Raw genomic sequence first — 14,129 nt, 5'->3', positions numbered from 1 at the left:
CATCGTTTTTATCTAGTAAATCAATCGTTAGCCTTTACACAAATTAATCAATCAACTTATTAATTTCGACCCAAAGGTTGTTGTCAAAACTAGAAGGACCTAATAGGCCGTCACCAGCATCATCCCCCATTCTAATAATGACTAGTTTCTCGCTTGGAACAACGTACATTTTCTGGTCATTTTTTCCCAAACCTGCAATTAGATCATCCGGAGCATTCGAAATCAAATTTCCTTGAAATTTTAAGGTAAGAGCTGGGCTTCTATAACTATCTTTTCCATTTAACCACCATAAATAACCATAAGCTTCATTTAAGTCTTGCGATGTATTTGTCATGTCGCTAAAATAATTGCTGTCATTTAAAATAACTGTATTATCCCAAACACCTTTATTTAAATTAAGTAAGCCAAACCTAGCCATACTTCTTGCATTACTATAATACAACTTATAATACCCAAAAGGAATCCAATGCCCCTGCATTCCAATTTTATCTTTTAGTTTATCATTAAAATAGCTGTTAAAATCAGTATTTACAGCACCCGCAACGATATCATGGATGGCAGTATATGCGCCATTGTGGTAAAACCAAAAGCTTCCGGGGTCGTTTTTATAAATAAAACACCCTGGATCGGTACAATTATTATTTATTACAGTATAATCTAAACCAGTAGTCATGGTTAAATGATGCTTAACAGTAATATTATCTTCTTGCTCAGGTGATAAACTAGACCAACCAGTTCCTAAATAAGTATTAGAAGGATTATTAATATTTAAGAGACCTTCTTCTTGTGCAATACCTGTGGTAAAAGCAACAAGTGTTTTTGCGGCAGAATTCCACGCTAAGTCAGAGTCTTTGTCTTCACCATTTCCATACCATTCCACAACCATTTTCCCATTCTTAAGAATTAAGAAAGCTTTGGTGCCTTTGCTTTCAACAAAACTTAAAAGAGGCTGTAAAGCAGATTCATTCCAACCTAATTCAGAGACAGATAAAGTTTCCCAAGTGTTAGAATTTATTGGTGGAAAATAGAGTTCATCTGTAGAAGGATCAGGGTTAATAGTGTCATCATTCTTAGAACAATTAAAAAATAAAATAGTCACTATTAGGAAAAAATAAGATAACTTTTTCATAACATAGGTTTTGGTTTAAGACATTCAAATATATAAAAGGTTTAATAAAGTCTAAAAACCGAAACTCAAAATCGTGATTCATTCCGTATCTTTGCGCCCTGATTTATAGAATATATGCGTACAAAATCTCTAAAGAAAAATAGAATAAATGTCGTAACACTTGGTTGCAGTAAAAATGTTTACGATAGCGAAGTGTTAATGGGGCAGTTAAAAGCCAGCGGTAAAGATGTGGTACACGAAGATGAAGGTAATATTGTGGTGATTAATACCTGTGGGTTTATTAATAATGCCAAAGAAGAAAGTGTTAATACTATTTTAGAGTATGTACAAAAAAAAGAAAATGGTGATGTTGATAAAGTGTTTGTAACAGGTTGTTTAAGTGAGCGTTATAAGCCCGATTTGGTTAAGGAAATTCCTAATGTAGACGAATATTTTGGAACAACCGAACTTCCAGGTTTATTAAAAGCTTTAGGAGCAGATTATAAACATGAACTTATTGGTGAGCGTTTAACAACGACCCCAAAGAATTATGCTTATTTAAAGATTGCTGAAGGGTGTGATAGACCTTGTAGTTTTTGCGCTATCCCTATCATGAGAGGAAAGCACAGAAGTACACCTATTGAAGAGATTGTTGTTGAAGCAGAAAAATTAGCAGCAAAAGGTGTTAAAGAATTAATACTTATTGCTCAAGATTTAACGTATTACGGTTTAGATTTATACAAAAAAAGAAATTTAGCGGAGTTGTTAGAGGCTTTAGTAAAAGTTGATGGCGTAGAATGGATTCGTTTGCATTATGCCTTCCCTACAGGCTTTCCAATGGATGTATTAGAGGTGATGAATCGTGAGCCAAAAGTTTGTAATTATATAGATATTCCGTTACAACATATTTCAGATTCTATATTAAAAAGTATGCGTCGTGGTACTACTAAAGAGAAAACGACTAAGTTGCTAAAAGAATTTAGGGAAAAGGTTCCGGAAATGACCATAAGAACGACACTTATTGTTGGCTACCCTGGTGAAACTGAGGAAGATTTTCAAACATTGAAACAGTGGGTAACCGATATGCGTTTTGAACGCTTAGGCTGTTTTACTTATTCTCATGAAGAAAACACACATGCTTACAATTTGGAAGATAATGTACCAGAGGAGATAAAGATTGAACGTGCTAACCAGATTATGGAAATACAATCCCAAATTTCTTGGGAACTCAATCAAGAAAAAATAGGAAAGACTTTTAAAGTGGTTATCGACAGAAAAGAAGGGAATTATTTTATTGGACGTACCGAGTATGATTCACCAGACGTTGATAACGAAGTATTGATTGACGCTACTAAAACCTATTTAAAAACAGGGGAATTTACTAAAGTTAAGATTATAGAGGCTGAAGATTTTGACCTTTATGGTGAAGTAATTGCTTAATTTAATGGCATTGAACTAAAACTAATGGATTTAAGTTTTTCTAAATTAGTTTCCTATTTTTGAAACTATGCATTCAAATGAATTTTCTAAGTTTTTAAACAGTATAAATTCTGAACCTTTCCGAGTATTGGATGCAAACATTCCAAGCTCAAAATATGTATCCATAGATTTATCGGAATCTAATCAAACACTCAATAGTATTGACATGTCATCGTCTGTAAAGTTGGGTACTTATATAGATAGTCATATAAAAGAACATGGTGGTTTAGTAGCTTACGGTGGCTATTTGGAAGTCCGGAATATATATAAACGTAGCGATCATTTTAAAAGTCAATCACAGGAAGGTCGTAACATTCATTTAGGAGTCGATTTATGGAGCAATGCAGAAACACCCATTTATACACCTCTGGATGCAACAGTACATAGTTTTAATAACAATAGCAATTATGGTGATTACGGACCAACTATTATTTTAAAACATATCATTAGCGAAGTTGTGTTTTATACACTTTATGGTCATTTAAGTATGGCTTCAATTAAAAATTTAAAAATTGGTAAACCCTTTAAGCAAGGTGATAAAATAGGCGAATTAGGAGATGCTTCTGTAAATGGCGATTACCCGCCACACTTACATTTTCAAATTATAAAAGATATACAAAAATTTATAGGGGATTACCCTGGAGTTTGTAGTAAAGAGGATTCAGGTTTTTATGTGAATAATTGCCCTAACCCAGATGTGTTATTGAAATTTAAAATTTGAAGAATATAATTCACACATGTTTAAAATTAGTTACGTTGTTTATGCATCTAATTATTTTCGGGTAGCGCATTAAATTCTTTCCTTTTATTCTCAAACCATTTTTTTATTCCATCCGGGGATTGCATTAACTTTTGCATTTCTCCCATTGCCTCTTGATGTGCTTCATCCCTTTTTAGGAACATTTGCATTCCGTGATTTTTGCTCATTTCGGCAATTTCCTCAAATGTATTTGCATGAAATTCTAGGTCGCACGCTCCGCCTAATTGTTTACAAGTCATTGTTTTCATTATATTTTTATTTGTTGGTTACATATTTTTTAGAAGTTCGTCAAGTCTTACAAATACAGAGCTCCAACCGTTCATAATTCCCATTTTCTCTTGTTGTATCTTATATTCCTCGGTTGGATGGACAACATTAAAGGTGAAATCCGTTTTGTTTCCATTTGGTTTAAACAATGATTGAATTTCAACCCCTTCTGTCATAGGTTTAAAATTTGCTGATGAAATGATTTTTTCGAATTCGACTATTTCTGTGTATTCGCCTTCAGCTATAAATTCTTGACCATTTGGCATAGGCATTATATATTTCCATTTGCCGCCAACTTTGAAATCGTGCTCTACTACTTTTGTTTTAACTCCTTTTGGACTCCACCATTCTGCAATATGTTCTGATTGTGTCCAAGCCTCCCAAACTAAACTTAATGGTGCGTTAAATGTCCGCTTTATCGTTATTGTCTTGTTGCCCATTTTGTTGGCTTTATTCATTTTGATTGGTTTTAGATTGTAATTTATTTAAATAGCTGTCGAAAGAGTCCAATTTATCTTCCCATAATTCACGGTATTTCTCAATCCATATAAAGGCTGGAATTAGATTTTTCGGTTGGATAAAGCAAAAACGTTCCCTTCCTTCTTTTTTATAGTTGATTAGTCCACACTCTTTTAAAATTTTTAGATGTTTGGAAATTGCAGGCCTACTGATTTCAAATTTTTCCGCAATCGAGTTTACTGTAAGCGTTTTTTCCGCCAGCAATTCAATAATATCTCGTCTAATTGGGTCGGCAATTGCCTGAAAAACATCTCTTCTCATTACATTAAGTAACTAATTGGTTACAAATATAAGCGTAATCATTCGGTTACGCAAATAATTTTTAAAAATTTTTAAAGTTATGTACTAATTATGCGACAGGGGAAGGGGTTTTGCTGGACACGTTGTTATGCCCTGTTATTTTTCAATCAATTCCCTGTTCCAATACCTTTCTTCACTTTGGCAGAAGATAGTAATTGGTACTAATAATATTAAACAGAGAATAGTTTTCATTAATGTTCGTTAAGGGACATTATTTACACTAGTTAATCTTTTATTTTTTTAGTCAAATATTTATAAAAGAATGAATTCTCAAGATATAATTTGCATTTTTCTTCATCACTCAATTCAGAGTATAAGTTTATTTCGTAATCCATTCCGTTAATTTTCAATCCAATTACTTTATTTACTTTATCAAACGTCAAATTTTCAATTCCGCTATCAATATCAGACTTGAGCTTTTTTAAATCATTAAATTCAGAACAAATTGTTTCTGACAACTCATTTTCATCATTGCTTACTGAAGCCGTTGCCCAATTTGAGTGCATTTCTTTATAATCATATTCAAAAGCTCGTTCAATTAATTTAGAAATTGCTTTATCCTTTTGTCCCAAATCATTTAGAAAACGATATTTCCAAAATGCTAAATCAACTTTTTGATATATGAATGAAGTTAATGAAGTTGTCTCAAACGTAATTTCATTATCAGCTTTTTCAATATAGGTTAAGCCTTTTTCAAATTCTCCTTTTTTTCCATAGTAACTAGCTAATCTCATTGTTGCGTGATAGCGATAGTTTTTATAGGGGTTACCAATTTCGTGATTTTTGTCTTTATCATTTAAATCGGAATTGATTATTTTTTGATAGTATTCTAAGATGTTTTTTTCATCATCTTTACCTACGTAGTAATATAAAATATTCCCCAGCGTAGTTCCATACGTTGAAGATGGGTTTTTAGATTTTTTTTCAATTTTTTTCCAAACCTTAAGTGCTTTATCCTTTTTTCCATCTTGGTATAATTCTATTCCTTTATCTATCTCTTTATCAAGTTCTGTTTGACAAAAACTTTGATTAGAAACTAAAATAATTAATATGAGTAGGATTTTTTTCATAATTGGTGGTAATGTTTGTCTATGATTAGTTACGTTGGCTAGGTCTAAATTAGTTAAAAACATTTGTTTTTAACTCGATTCTTTGTTGTAAACGTTTTTCTATTCAGACTAAAATCGGTAGCCTACACTTATTGCACGACGATTAATAACGTCGTGGTCTGTTTTATCAGCATTAAACAAATTTCCTCCCATACCAACTAAAACTTCAAAAATAATTCTGCTTTTGGTAATCCATTTGCATCCAAAACTTAAACCAAGTGATAAATCAAGCACATCAGGGCCTTCATTTAAAGTGATATTTCCGTTCATATCAGTTAATTGTTTTCCATCGGTTGAGCCAAATGTTCCAAATCCTTCAACAAAAAAACCTGAAGCATATTTTTTACCAAAGTATCTCCTATAAAAAGGTGAAATAAGAAAATTTGTATCCTCATCATTTTTTTTACTGAAAACATACAAACCGGTAATTCCCATCGAAGATTTTCTATTTATGTTTCTTTCGTAAGTTGCCTCGAAAAGTCCCAATGTTGTAAAATATAAATTAAGTTTTACATCATTTTTCTTTTCGAATGGGTTCGAAATAGTATCATTTTGAGATTGTGCTTTAACTGTAAAAAGAGAAAACAAGAATATAATCATTAAAAATGTTTTTTTCATAAAAAAGTCTATTTAATTTTTTAATTAGCTAAACTAAATTAATGGGGTTTAAAAAGGTTTCAATACCTTAAAATTGAAGAAATCGGCACTTATTTTTGACTATTTCGATATTCATTTGGGGTCATTCCTGTAACTTTCTTAAACGATTTATGGAAGGTTGTTTTTGAAGTAAAACCTGATTCTAATCCTATAGCTAATAAACTGTAGTTTTTAAATTCAGAATCTAAAATCATTTCCTTAACAGCTTCTACTCGATAGTGATTTATATAATTTGCGAAATTTCCTCCTGTAATTGTATTTACCAATTGAGAAACATAGCCTGGGCTTATTCCTAATTTTTCAGCAACTTTTTCTCTATTTAATGTGCTGTCTCTATAAATTTGATGGTTTTTACAAAGTGCTTCAAGTTTTATGTAATAAGAATTCTCTGTTGTAAGTGATTCTAAATTATTTGAATAATTTACTTTTTTAAGATTAGTATCTATAGATAGGTCATTATCGTTGAGTGAAATCTTGCGAGCTAATAATTTATTGATGCCTTCTTTATCTTTGGCTAATCTATATTTAAATATACCAAAATATGCTGTCCAATGGATTACGAATGTTCCAAATAAGGCAAGAAGTTTCATAAAAGATGAAATGTCATATTCGAAAAATAGACCAAGAATAATTGCTAAGGCCCAAGAAAGTAATAATACAGAAACTAACGTCCATAAAAGTGTAATCCATTTTTTTTCTTGCGTATTGTTAGAAAATTTAATGAAGCTATATGTATAGATTAAGATGCCAATTATAAACGGTGGAACTATAAAAATTCCTATAAGTTTTAAAACGCCTATTACTTTATCAATTGAATTTGGAATATCATAAACACCAGCAATAGTACCAAGGTCATTAAAAATATTGATGAAGGCATAATATATAAAAGGGACAAATAACCATCGGATTTTTTTTGAATGTTGTATGGGATGATTTACTTGGTGCACAGTAAATAGAAAAATAAAAACTGGAAGAATAAAACCCCATTCAATATTATCAATAAAACGTAACAAGGGTATGGTATTATATATTTCTACTATTTCGAAAACAAGATTTAGTAAAAGAAGCGATAGTGTAAATATGGCGTAAGCCAAATATTTATTTGCATTGCTTTTAAATAAGGGCGATTTTAAAATTATTATACCTAGTACTATTCCTTGAAAAATCGCAATATTGAGAAGTGTTATATAAATCAATTACTAATTTGTTAAAAAATATTGTCTTCTATCTAAAATGAATCGGTTCAACTAATAAAGTGGAAATAAATATACTTCTTGCAAAATAGATACCTTCAAATTTTATTACAAATTATTGCCAACGTCAGTCTGTCTCAAAACCAATTTTACTTCCCTGAGAATCTCATATTTGAGATTTTTCAAAGATACCTACCTATCCGAATACCAAAACTAAAATATGAGGTTTTGAGACAGTCTGACATATTTGTATATGGTTTGTTGCGTGTTTTAAGCACCTAATTTAGAGAATACAAACCGAATAGAAAGTCCGCGAGGATTTTCGTAAGTAGGCTTTATTCATTCGGTTATACGTTCCATTACTAATTTATTACTGTTCAATTCCAAAATTTTATAAGATTGTACAGTTTGAGTTCCAGAAATTCGATTTTCCATTATTGTTTCTAAAATTCCAGTTTCATTATCGAAATTCCATTCGCCTTTTCTTGGAATTCGTCTCAAGTCGTTTCCGCATCTAACGGATTTAATTATATTACGAGAAACAACTTTTCCGTTAGCTTTGAACTCCATTATAAATCCAACGTAATCTTTTTCAATTTCAACTGATTTTGTGTAAGTCAAATTTACACTTCTAAATTTAGAAATATTTTTCCAAGTTCCATTCAGATAATCGATGTTAAAGTCAGTTGATACTTGACTCTGTCCGAAACTTATTTCAGAAATCAGAGTTAAAATTATTATCAAATTCAGTATTCCTATTTTCATTTCAGTATTCGTTTTTTTAATGTTCGTTAAGGGACATTGTTTACACAAGTTAAAGATTAGACTTTACACTAAATTAGTTTCTAACCTTATGTTTGTTTTTTTATTTCTTAATTCATTTTAAAAGCAAATCAACGATTTGGCGGTGTCGGCAAATAGCACAGTACTTTTGTTGACTACCGAAACCCTATTTGCTATAGGATACCTTGTTGTATGCTGGCTATTTATTTTTAATCTGTTATTATCCAATCTTTTTTCTCATTATTATAGTAAGCCGTATATCCGTAATATGAATGAAATCATAATCGATAATCTTGTTTGTTATCTACTTCATACCAGTATCGAGTTCCAATATTGGTTCTAATAGGAATATCTTTGCTGAGTTTTTTTCTGAGTTCTGTCAATGTAGCGGGAAAGGTACCGAACTGTTGATTATAATTCTCTAAAGGCTCGATAATTAGTCGAGCTTTCTCTAATGAACTGTCTATTTGCCATGTTCTGATAGGGTTGGAAATTACCCATATGATAAGTAGTTGAATTATTGAGACTAAGAAATATTTTTTTAATCGCCAGTTGAATTTTTTGTCCATCAGTCTTGCAATGAAAAGTCCGATAATCATTACTATTAACAGTCCGACAATATAGTGGGTGATACTAAAGACAAACTCCCAAACAAATGAAAATCTCCAGATATAAGCAGTCAAGCAGAAAAGAGATATCACTCCATAAAGTAACAGGATTAAGGAGTTCGGTTTTAATATTCTTTCTATAAGTAGTCTCATTTTTTTGCTTGCATACAACGTGTTTATAAGGAAAGTTGCGTGTTTGTGTGCGAGGATTTTCCAAAGGAAAACCAGAAGCTAGCAAACAAATCAACTAACATTGGTTAAGGTAAAAATAGCATTTTTTTATAGGATACAATGTTCAATAGTTATTTACTTTTAATGATACTAACGATCGAATCGACCTCACGTTGGACTATATTGTTGTCATTGTGAAATATCGATTCCTTTTTTTTGTATTTGGTTTGTTCAGTCAGAACTTGTAGAGCCAATGTTTCAACTTCTTGACCTAATTCCTTTTCCTTATTTTTATCACTATTTGGATTAATTAGGCTATTAAATAATATTTTAGTTTTAGCTTCTAAGTTTTCATTTAATATTAGATATTCGTAAGTCGCATCAAAAAAACGTGTGTCTTTATGCTTAGGTTTTAAACTGTCTATTATTCTTTTACTATTTTCTATGGAACGATTGATTTCAATTGATAGTATCATAATTATATCAGAAACATTTTTTTTAGGAATAGAATCACTTTCTAAGATTTTTACCAATTGTTTAAAATATGGATTTCTTAAATTGCTTATAGCACCTAATTCTTGTTTGATTTCTAAGCAATGGAGTGACTGAACAAGAGCATCATCTTTAGAATATTCAGATTGTTCGTGGCAACTTTGTAAACATAAAATTATTAAAAACAGAAAGTTTCTCATTTGGTTTTTATTGCCAACGTGTTTGATTTCGTTGCGTGGTTTAGTAACTAACTTAGTAAACAAATACGAATCCGAGAGAATTCCGAAGGAATTTTCCAAATAAGCACTTACCAAAGCAATTATAGGGCACGGTGTTATATGGCGTAATTTATATTTTCTATTCATTCATTAATGCATCCAATTTCTTTTTTGAAATTTCTTGGTCAGGTTTTATTTTTAATGCTTTCTTATACCAAACGATGGCCATCTTTTTATTATCCATTGCTTTATAGGCATCAGTAACACTATCAATTAAACCTGGATGTTTAGGGAATAACACAAGATTAAATTGAAATACTTCTAAAGCTTTTTTGTAATGATTTTTATTAATTAACCAATATCCAAATTGGTCTAACGTCCAAATTTCAAAATTGTATTTATTTGAAGCATAGCGTTTTTTGTCAAAATAAATTTCTTTACATTTTTCGATATCATTAGAGAGTATATAATCTTTAAGTAAATAATGGATTGGTGTTTTTACACGGTTTGACTCACCAAAAAGGATATATTTCAGTAAATAATTTGCAACATCCGAATTAAAAAATATATCATTATTTGCCATTAATACAATTGCAGATTTGGTTTTTGGAATAAATCCAAAGTATGTATTATAACCTGTATCTCTACCACTATGCCTTATCATTTTATAATCTCTAATTGGGCTAATGAACCAGCTTAAAGCGAGACTATCATTTTTCGAAATTTTTCTCTGACCTGTGGTAAGTAATGTGTAAGATATTTCATTATAAATTTTATGCCTTCCTACTTTACCTTTATTTAGATTTATTTTTGCCCATAGTAACATATCATCTATATTTGAATGTAACGTTGAGCTCGGTGCGTGTATTCTATTGTAAGGATAAACAGGCTCTACAGCCATTTTGAGTTCATTATCTAAGGTATGAGGTTTAGTTGCTATTTTTTTTGGTACCTCTGGTTTGTAAAATGTAGTATTTTTCATTCCAACTGGTTTAAAAATGAATTCTTTCATATAACTTTCAAATGTCATTCCTGATGCTTTTGCTATTACATCTGCAAGTATATCGAAGGCCGCATTGCTATAATTGTACTTTTCTCCTGGTGTAAAATCTAATTCTTTTGATTTGAAACTTCTTACATGTTCTTCAGCTGCAATATCATCATATTTTGGATTGTTCCATTCATAATTTATCACATCTGGAATACCTGATGAATGGGTTAGTATATGCAATATTGTAATATTCTTATACCTTTCATCTTTCATTGTAAAATACGGTAGGTATTTAATCAGCTTTTTATCGAGTTCTATTTTATTTTGTTCACACAACTGCATAATTGCAGTTGCAACAAAAGGCTTTGAAACCGATGCCATATGATAAACTGATTGTGTACTTAATGGGATATTTGTTTCAAGGTCTTGAACGCCTAATCCTTTAGCATAAACAATTTCCCCTTCCTTGATAATGCCCACTGCTAAGCCCGGAACATTGAATGCTTTTTTAATTTCTTCAAGCTTTTCTTCTAATAATTCAATTTCAGGATTTGACTCTTTTACGTTGTTATTAGTTTGAGCTACAATTTTACAAGTTGCTAATAGAATAAAAAGAGATAAGAAACACATAGCCCTTATTTTAGAAAGTAATTTCATTTTTTGTAAAATTTAGTAGTTTTCTTTTGCGAGATAATCTAATAAACGATATCCTAACGTTTCTCCATATTCGGAATTTGTAAAAAGCACATATCCCCATTTTTTACTTGTATCCATAAAGTAAAAGCAAGTAAAGCCATCATTAGTACCTCCATGAAAATAAGCAGTAGTGAAAGGGTCATTAGCAGTTGTAAACCCTAAAGTATAATAAAGTTGTGTTTCTGCTTCAGGTGGTGATAACGTAGAATGATGCTTGAATAGTTCTTTATAGCTGTTTTTAGTTAGCAATTTTTTATTCATCATATCAATCATCCATTTAGAAAAGTCAATTGGTTCGGTTCGTATTGAAGCAGCTGGAACAAATATTCCTTTGTCTTTTTTATACCAATATTCATTTTTCCAATCAATCCATTCGCCGTTATTTTTATATGGTTCTGCTTTATTTTCCATTGTATAACTGTCTTCAATAAATGTAGTATGTTCGAGTCCTAATGGATTTGCGATTTTTTTTTGAAAAGTAGTTTCTAAACCATTCCAATCAGTTCCACCAATATGCTTTAATACCATTGCCAAATATTGATAACCTTCTCCAGAATACTCGTAACTAGTTCCAGGTTCAAATTTTAAAATTAGTTTTTTATCTTTTTCATTTTCTCTCCAGTTTGGAAACCCAGAACGATGACTTAAAACTATACGAGCGGTTATCTTTTTATATCTATCATCGTATTCAATATCTGGATAAGGTAAATATTGATATAAAGGTTTATCTAAATCTAATTTTCCTTCTTCAACATAAGTCATTACAAATGAAGCAAAAACTGATTTTGATATTGATGCTCCCTCAAAAATAGTTTTGTTAGTGACAGGTAGTTTTTTCTCTTTGTTTGCATATCCAGATGTTTTATGATAAACGACTTTACTATCATTAATAATTGCAATAGATAGTCCTGGAATATTCTGTTCAGTCATTTTTGATTGAAGAAAGCTATCAATTGAGTCAGTAGGAACTATAATACCATTAAAATTTTTGATGCTTATTCTCTTTTCATTCTGAATAGATTTATTCTGAATTGAACAATTAGTTACTAAACTTATTAATAGCAAAGTACCTATGACTTTAAAAATATGGATTGTTTTCATTCAGATTGTTTTTGTTGAATAGGTTTTTGAAACAAACATAGGAATATTGAAAAGAGTTTTTTTGCTCTATTTCACTCAATATGGTCTTGTTGCGAGTTATGAGACTGCTTTATGAATGCAGAAGGTGATAATCCTGTCGTTTTTTTAAATACTCGATAAAAACTGCTTTTTGAACTGAATCCAGAAGAGAGACCAATGCCAGTAATCGAATGACTATTGACAGTATTTGTCTTTAATTTCATTTTTGTTTCTTCTACTCTATAAAAATTTATGGCATCGTGAAAATTACTATTTAACACTTCACTAAAAAAAGCAGATAATTGTCTTTCAGATATCTTCATTTTATCAGCTAATATTTTCAAGTTTAAATTTGATAATAAATAAATTTTTTCCTCAGACATTAAAGTGTTAAAACGATCCTTTAATTCACTTTTTTGAGTTTCTTTTAAGTAAAATTGTTTGCTAGAGTTATAATTGTTAAGGTCTTCTAATAAAAAATTAGGTAAGAAAACTATAGATTGAGTAAGCCCGTAATATCCAATATAGCCTATAGCAACAATCATAAAGAAAACAGTTACATAAGAATCCCAAGTTGCATTATATCCTAAACTGACTTCACTAATAGTTAAAATAAGATCAATAAATAGGACGCAAAGAAAACTAACAAGAAATTTTTGAAGCCAAAGAAAATTAGTGTCACTCATCGAAGAGTAGTTAAGCTTTAGCGCTTTTTTGAAACTATAGAAAAGTTTCAATGATAAAATAAAATAAAGTATTCCATATAAATTTTGGACAATTACTATGTGTAAAAAATTTTTATTGATGTAATTTAAATAGTCCAGATTTAAACCTAAAGATTGCGGAATCATGTAAAAAAATAGAAAAATAACGAATGGGATAAAATGAGGCAAATATCTTTTTATAAGAGTAGAAGAATTTCGAAAAATAGAATTTACGTACAGAAATATTAGTGGGGGAATAACAAATCGAATGCCTCTTTCAAAATAATAGGTTATAAATGCCAGTAATTTTAGTTTGTGTAGTGCGGCATAGAAAAATATGATAAGTCCTAAAATAAATAACCAAAAAATGATCAAGATGCTTTGCGGTAATGTTCTTTTTTTAAGCCGAAAGAGATTTATAATTGCTAAGCTATTTAAAACAATTCCTGTAATGAGAATAAAATCGACTGCTAGTTTCAAGAGTTAATGTGTAGATTAGAATAGTTAAATATTAAGAACTTGGTTTATCCAAAAAGAGGGTGTTTTATGCCATATAACGTTAAATGTATGGAATGTACGGGTTTGTAAGCTGTGATTTTCCGAAGGAAAATCAGAAGCTAGCAAATAAGCACTTACCTTTAGATTTGGTACTAAAATAAGCATTTTCTATAGGACACATTATTAGCGGTAGTTTTTCATTATTTATTCTCATTTTCTCTTTGCAAAGTAATTGTTATTTTATTTTTTCTGTGGCTTACAATTACAAATCGACCACAATTAAACCCTAGATCCTTAAGCCATTTTCCACTTAATCTTATTTCTGGAAATGTAACACGTCTATTATACTCTCTTGGAAACACTTTTGAAATTACTTTTAATTGCCTTTCTCCTTTTTTTGTAATTTTCTTTTCTTGCGCCATAACTACTATTTATTGCTGTAAAATTATAATAAATA

At 30.4% G+C, this 14,129-nt stretch carries 16 protein-coding genes; 2 read left to right on the top strand and 14 right to left on the bottom strand.

Annotation, left to right across the window (positions count from 1 at the left end):
* Positions 1-43 precede the first annotated feature (43 nt).
* Positions 44-1,129 carry a serine hydrolase domain-containing protein gene (locus tag Q4Q35_RS12345; protein ID WP_303278287.1) on the bottom strand — a complete coding sequence of 362 codons (1,086 nt, stop codon included), beginning with the start codon at positions 1,127-1,129 and terminating at the stop codon, positions 44-46.
* A 114-nt stretch (positions 1,130-1,243) separates the two neighbouring features.
* Between Q4Q35_RS12345 and rimO the strand changes: the two genes are divergently transcribed.
* Together rimO and Q4Q35_RS12335 are read left to right on the top strand one after the other, a co-directional pair.
* Positions 1,244-2,548: a 30S ribosomal protein S12 methylthiotransferase RimO gene (gene rimO, locus Q4Q35_RS12340; protein WP_303278286.1), complete on the top strand. Its 1,305-nt coding sequence runs from the start codon at positions 1,244-1,246 to the stop codon at positions 2,546-2,548.
* 67 nt (positions 2,549-2,615) lie between these two features.
* A complete protein-coding gene (locus Q4Q35_RS12335; RefSeq protein ID WP_303278285.1) occupies positions 2,616-3,308 on the top strand; it encodes a peptidoglycan DD-metalloendopeptidase family protein in 693 nt (230 codons plus the stop codon).
* A 47-nt stretch (positions 3,309-3,355) separates the two neighbouring features.
* On the opposite strand, the gene Q4Q35_RS12330 is transcribed toward Q4Q35_RS12335, so the two are convergent.
* From Q4Q35_RS12330 to Q4Q35_RS12270, 13 genes are all read right to left on the bottom strand, one after another.
* Entirely contained in the window at positions 3,356-3,595 is a 240-nt protein-coding gene (locus Q4Q35_RS12330) for a DUF1059 domain-containing protein (RefSeq protein WP_303278284.1), read from the bottom strand.
* An 18-nt stretch (positions 3,596-3,613) separates the two neighbouring features.
* Positions 3,614-4,072: an SRPBCC family protein gene (locus Q4Q35_RS12325; RefSeq protein ID WP_303278283.1), complete on the bottom strand. Its 459-nt coding sequence runs from the start codon at positions 4,070-4,072 to the stop codon at positions 3,614-3,616.
* Positions 4,065-4,394: an ArsR/SmtB family transcription factor gene (locus Q4Q35_RS12320; RefSeq protein ID WP_303278282.1), complete on the bottom strand. Its 330-nt coding sequence runs from the start codon at positions 4,392-4,394 to the stop codon at positions 4,065-4,067. Before Q4Q35_RS12320 ends, Q4Q35_RS12325 begins: the two co-directional genes overlap by 8 nt.
* A gap of 263 nt (positions 4,395-4,657) precedes the next feature.
* The gene (locus Q4Q35_RS12315) at positions 4,658-5,566 is read right to left on the bottom strand and encodes a tetratricopeptide repeat protein (protein WP_303278281.1); all 909 of its coding nucleotides are present in this window, start codon (positions 5,564-5,566) and stop codon (positions 4,658-4,660) included.
* A 45-nt stretch (positions 5,567-5,611) separates the two neighbouring features.
* Positions 5,612-6,160 carry a DUF3575 domain-containing protein gene (locus tag Q4Q35_RS12310; protein ID WP_303278280.1) on the bottom strand — a complete coding sequence of 183 codons (549 nt, stop codon included), beginning with the start codon at positions 6,158-6,160 and terminating at the stop codon, positions 5,612-5,614.
* Positions 6,161-6,249: 89 nt separating this feature from the next.
* Complete coding sequence (locus Q4Q35_RS12305) at positions 6,250-7,395, bottom strand: helix-turn-helix domain-containing protein (RefSeq protein WP_303278279.1); 1,146 nt, start codon at positions 7,393-7,395, stop codon at positions 6,250-6,252.
* A 336-nt stretch (positions 7,396-7,731) separates the two neighbouring features.
* Positions 7,732-8,157 (bottom strand): hypothetical protein, encoded by a 426-nt coding sequence (locus Q4Q35_RS12300; protein ID WP_303278278.1) that lies wholly within the window; start codon positions 8,155-8,157, stop codon positions 7,732-7,734.
* A 296-nt stretch (positions 8,158-8,453) separates the two neighbouring features.
* Positions 8,454-8,744: a hypothetical protein gene (locus tag Q4Q35_RS12295; protein ID WP_303278277.1), complete on the bottom strand. Its 291-nt coding sequence runs from the start codon at positions 8,742-8,744 to the stop codon at positions 8,454-8,456.
* Between the two features lie 341 nt (positions 8,745-9,085).
* Positions 9,086-9,811: a hypothetical protein gene (locus Q4Q35_RS12290; RefSeq protein ID WP_303278276.1), complete on the bottom strand. Its 726-nt coding sequence runs from the start codon at positions 9,809-9,811 to the stop codon at positions 9,086-9,088.
* On the bottom strand, positions 9,804-11,312 hold the full coding sequence (locus Q4Q35_RS12285; RefSeq protein WP_303278275.1) for a serine hydrolase: 1,509 nt from the start codon (positions 11,310-11,312) through the stop codon (positions 9,804-9,806). Before Q4Q35_RS12285 ends, Q4Q35_RS12290 begins: the two co-directional genes overlap by 8 nt.
* 12 nt (positions 11,313-11,324) lie before the next feature.
* Positions 11,325-12,452, bottom strand: coding sequence for a serine hydrolase domain-containing protein (locus Q4Q35_RS12280; protein WP_303278274.1), 1,128 nt, complete (start codon positions 12,450-12,452; stop codon positions 11,325-11,327).
* A 71-nt stretch (positions 12,453-12,523) separates the two neighbouring features.
* The gene (locus tag Q4Q35_RS12275) at positions 12,524-13,654 is read right to left on the bottom strand and encodes a helix-turn-helix domain-containing protein (protein ID WP_303278273.1); all 1,131 of its coding nucleotides are present in this window, start codon (positions 13,652-13,654) and stop codon (positions 12,524-12,526) included.
* Between the two features lie 218 nt (positions 13,655-13,872).
* Entirely contained in the window at positions 13,873-14,094 is a 222-nt protein-coding gene (locus Q4Q35_RS12270; protein WP_303278272.1) for a SymE family type I addiction module toxin, read from the bottom strand.
* Positions 14,095-14,129: the final 35 nt, after the last annotated feature.

The organism is Flavivirga aquimarina (genome assembly GCF_030540835.1).
Taxonomy (GTDB): Bacteria; Bacteroidota; Bacteroidia; order Flavobacteriales; family Flavobacteriaceae; genus Flavivirga; species Flavivirga aquimarina.
The sequence above is the reverse complement of the archived record's forward strand: the minus strand, read 5'-3'. Positions and strand labels throughout refer to the sequence as shown.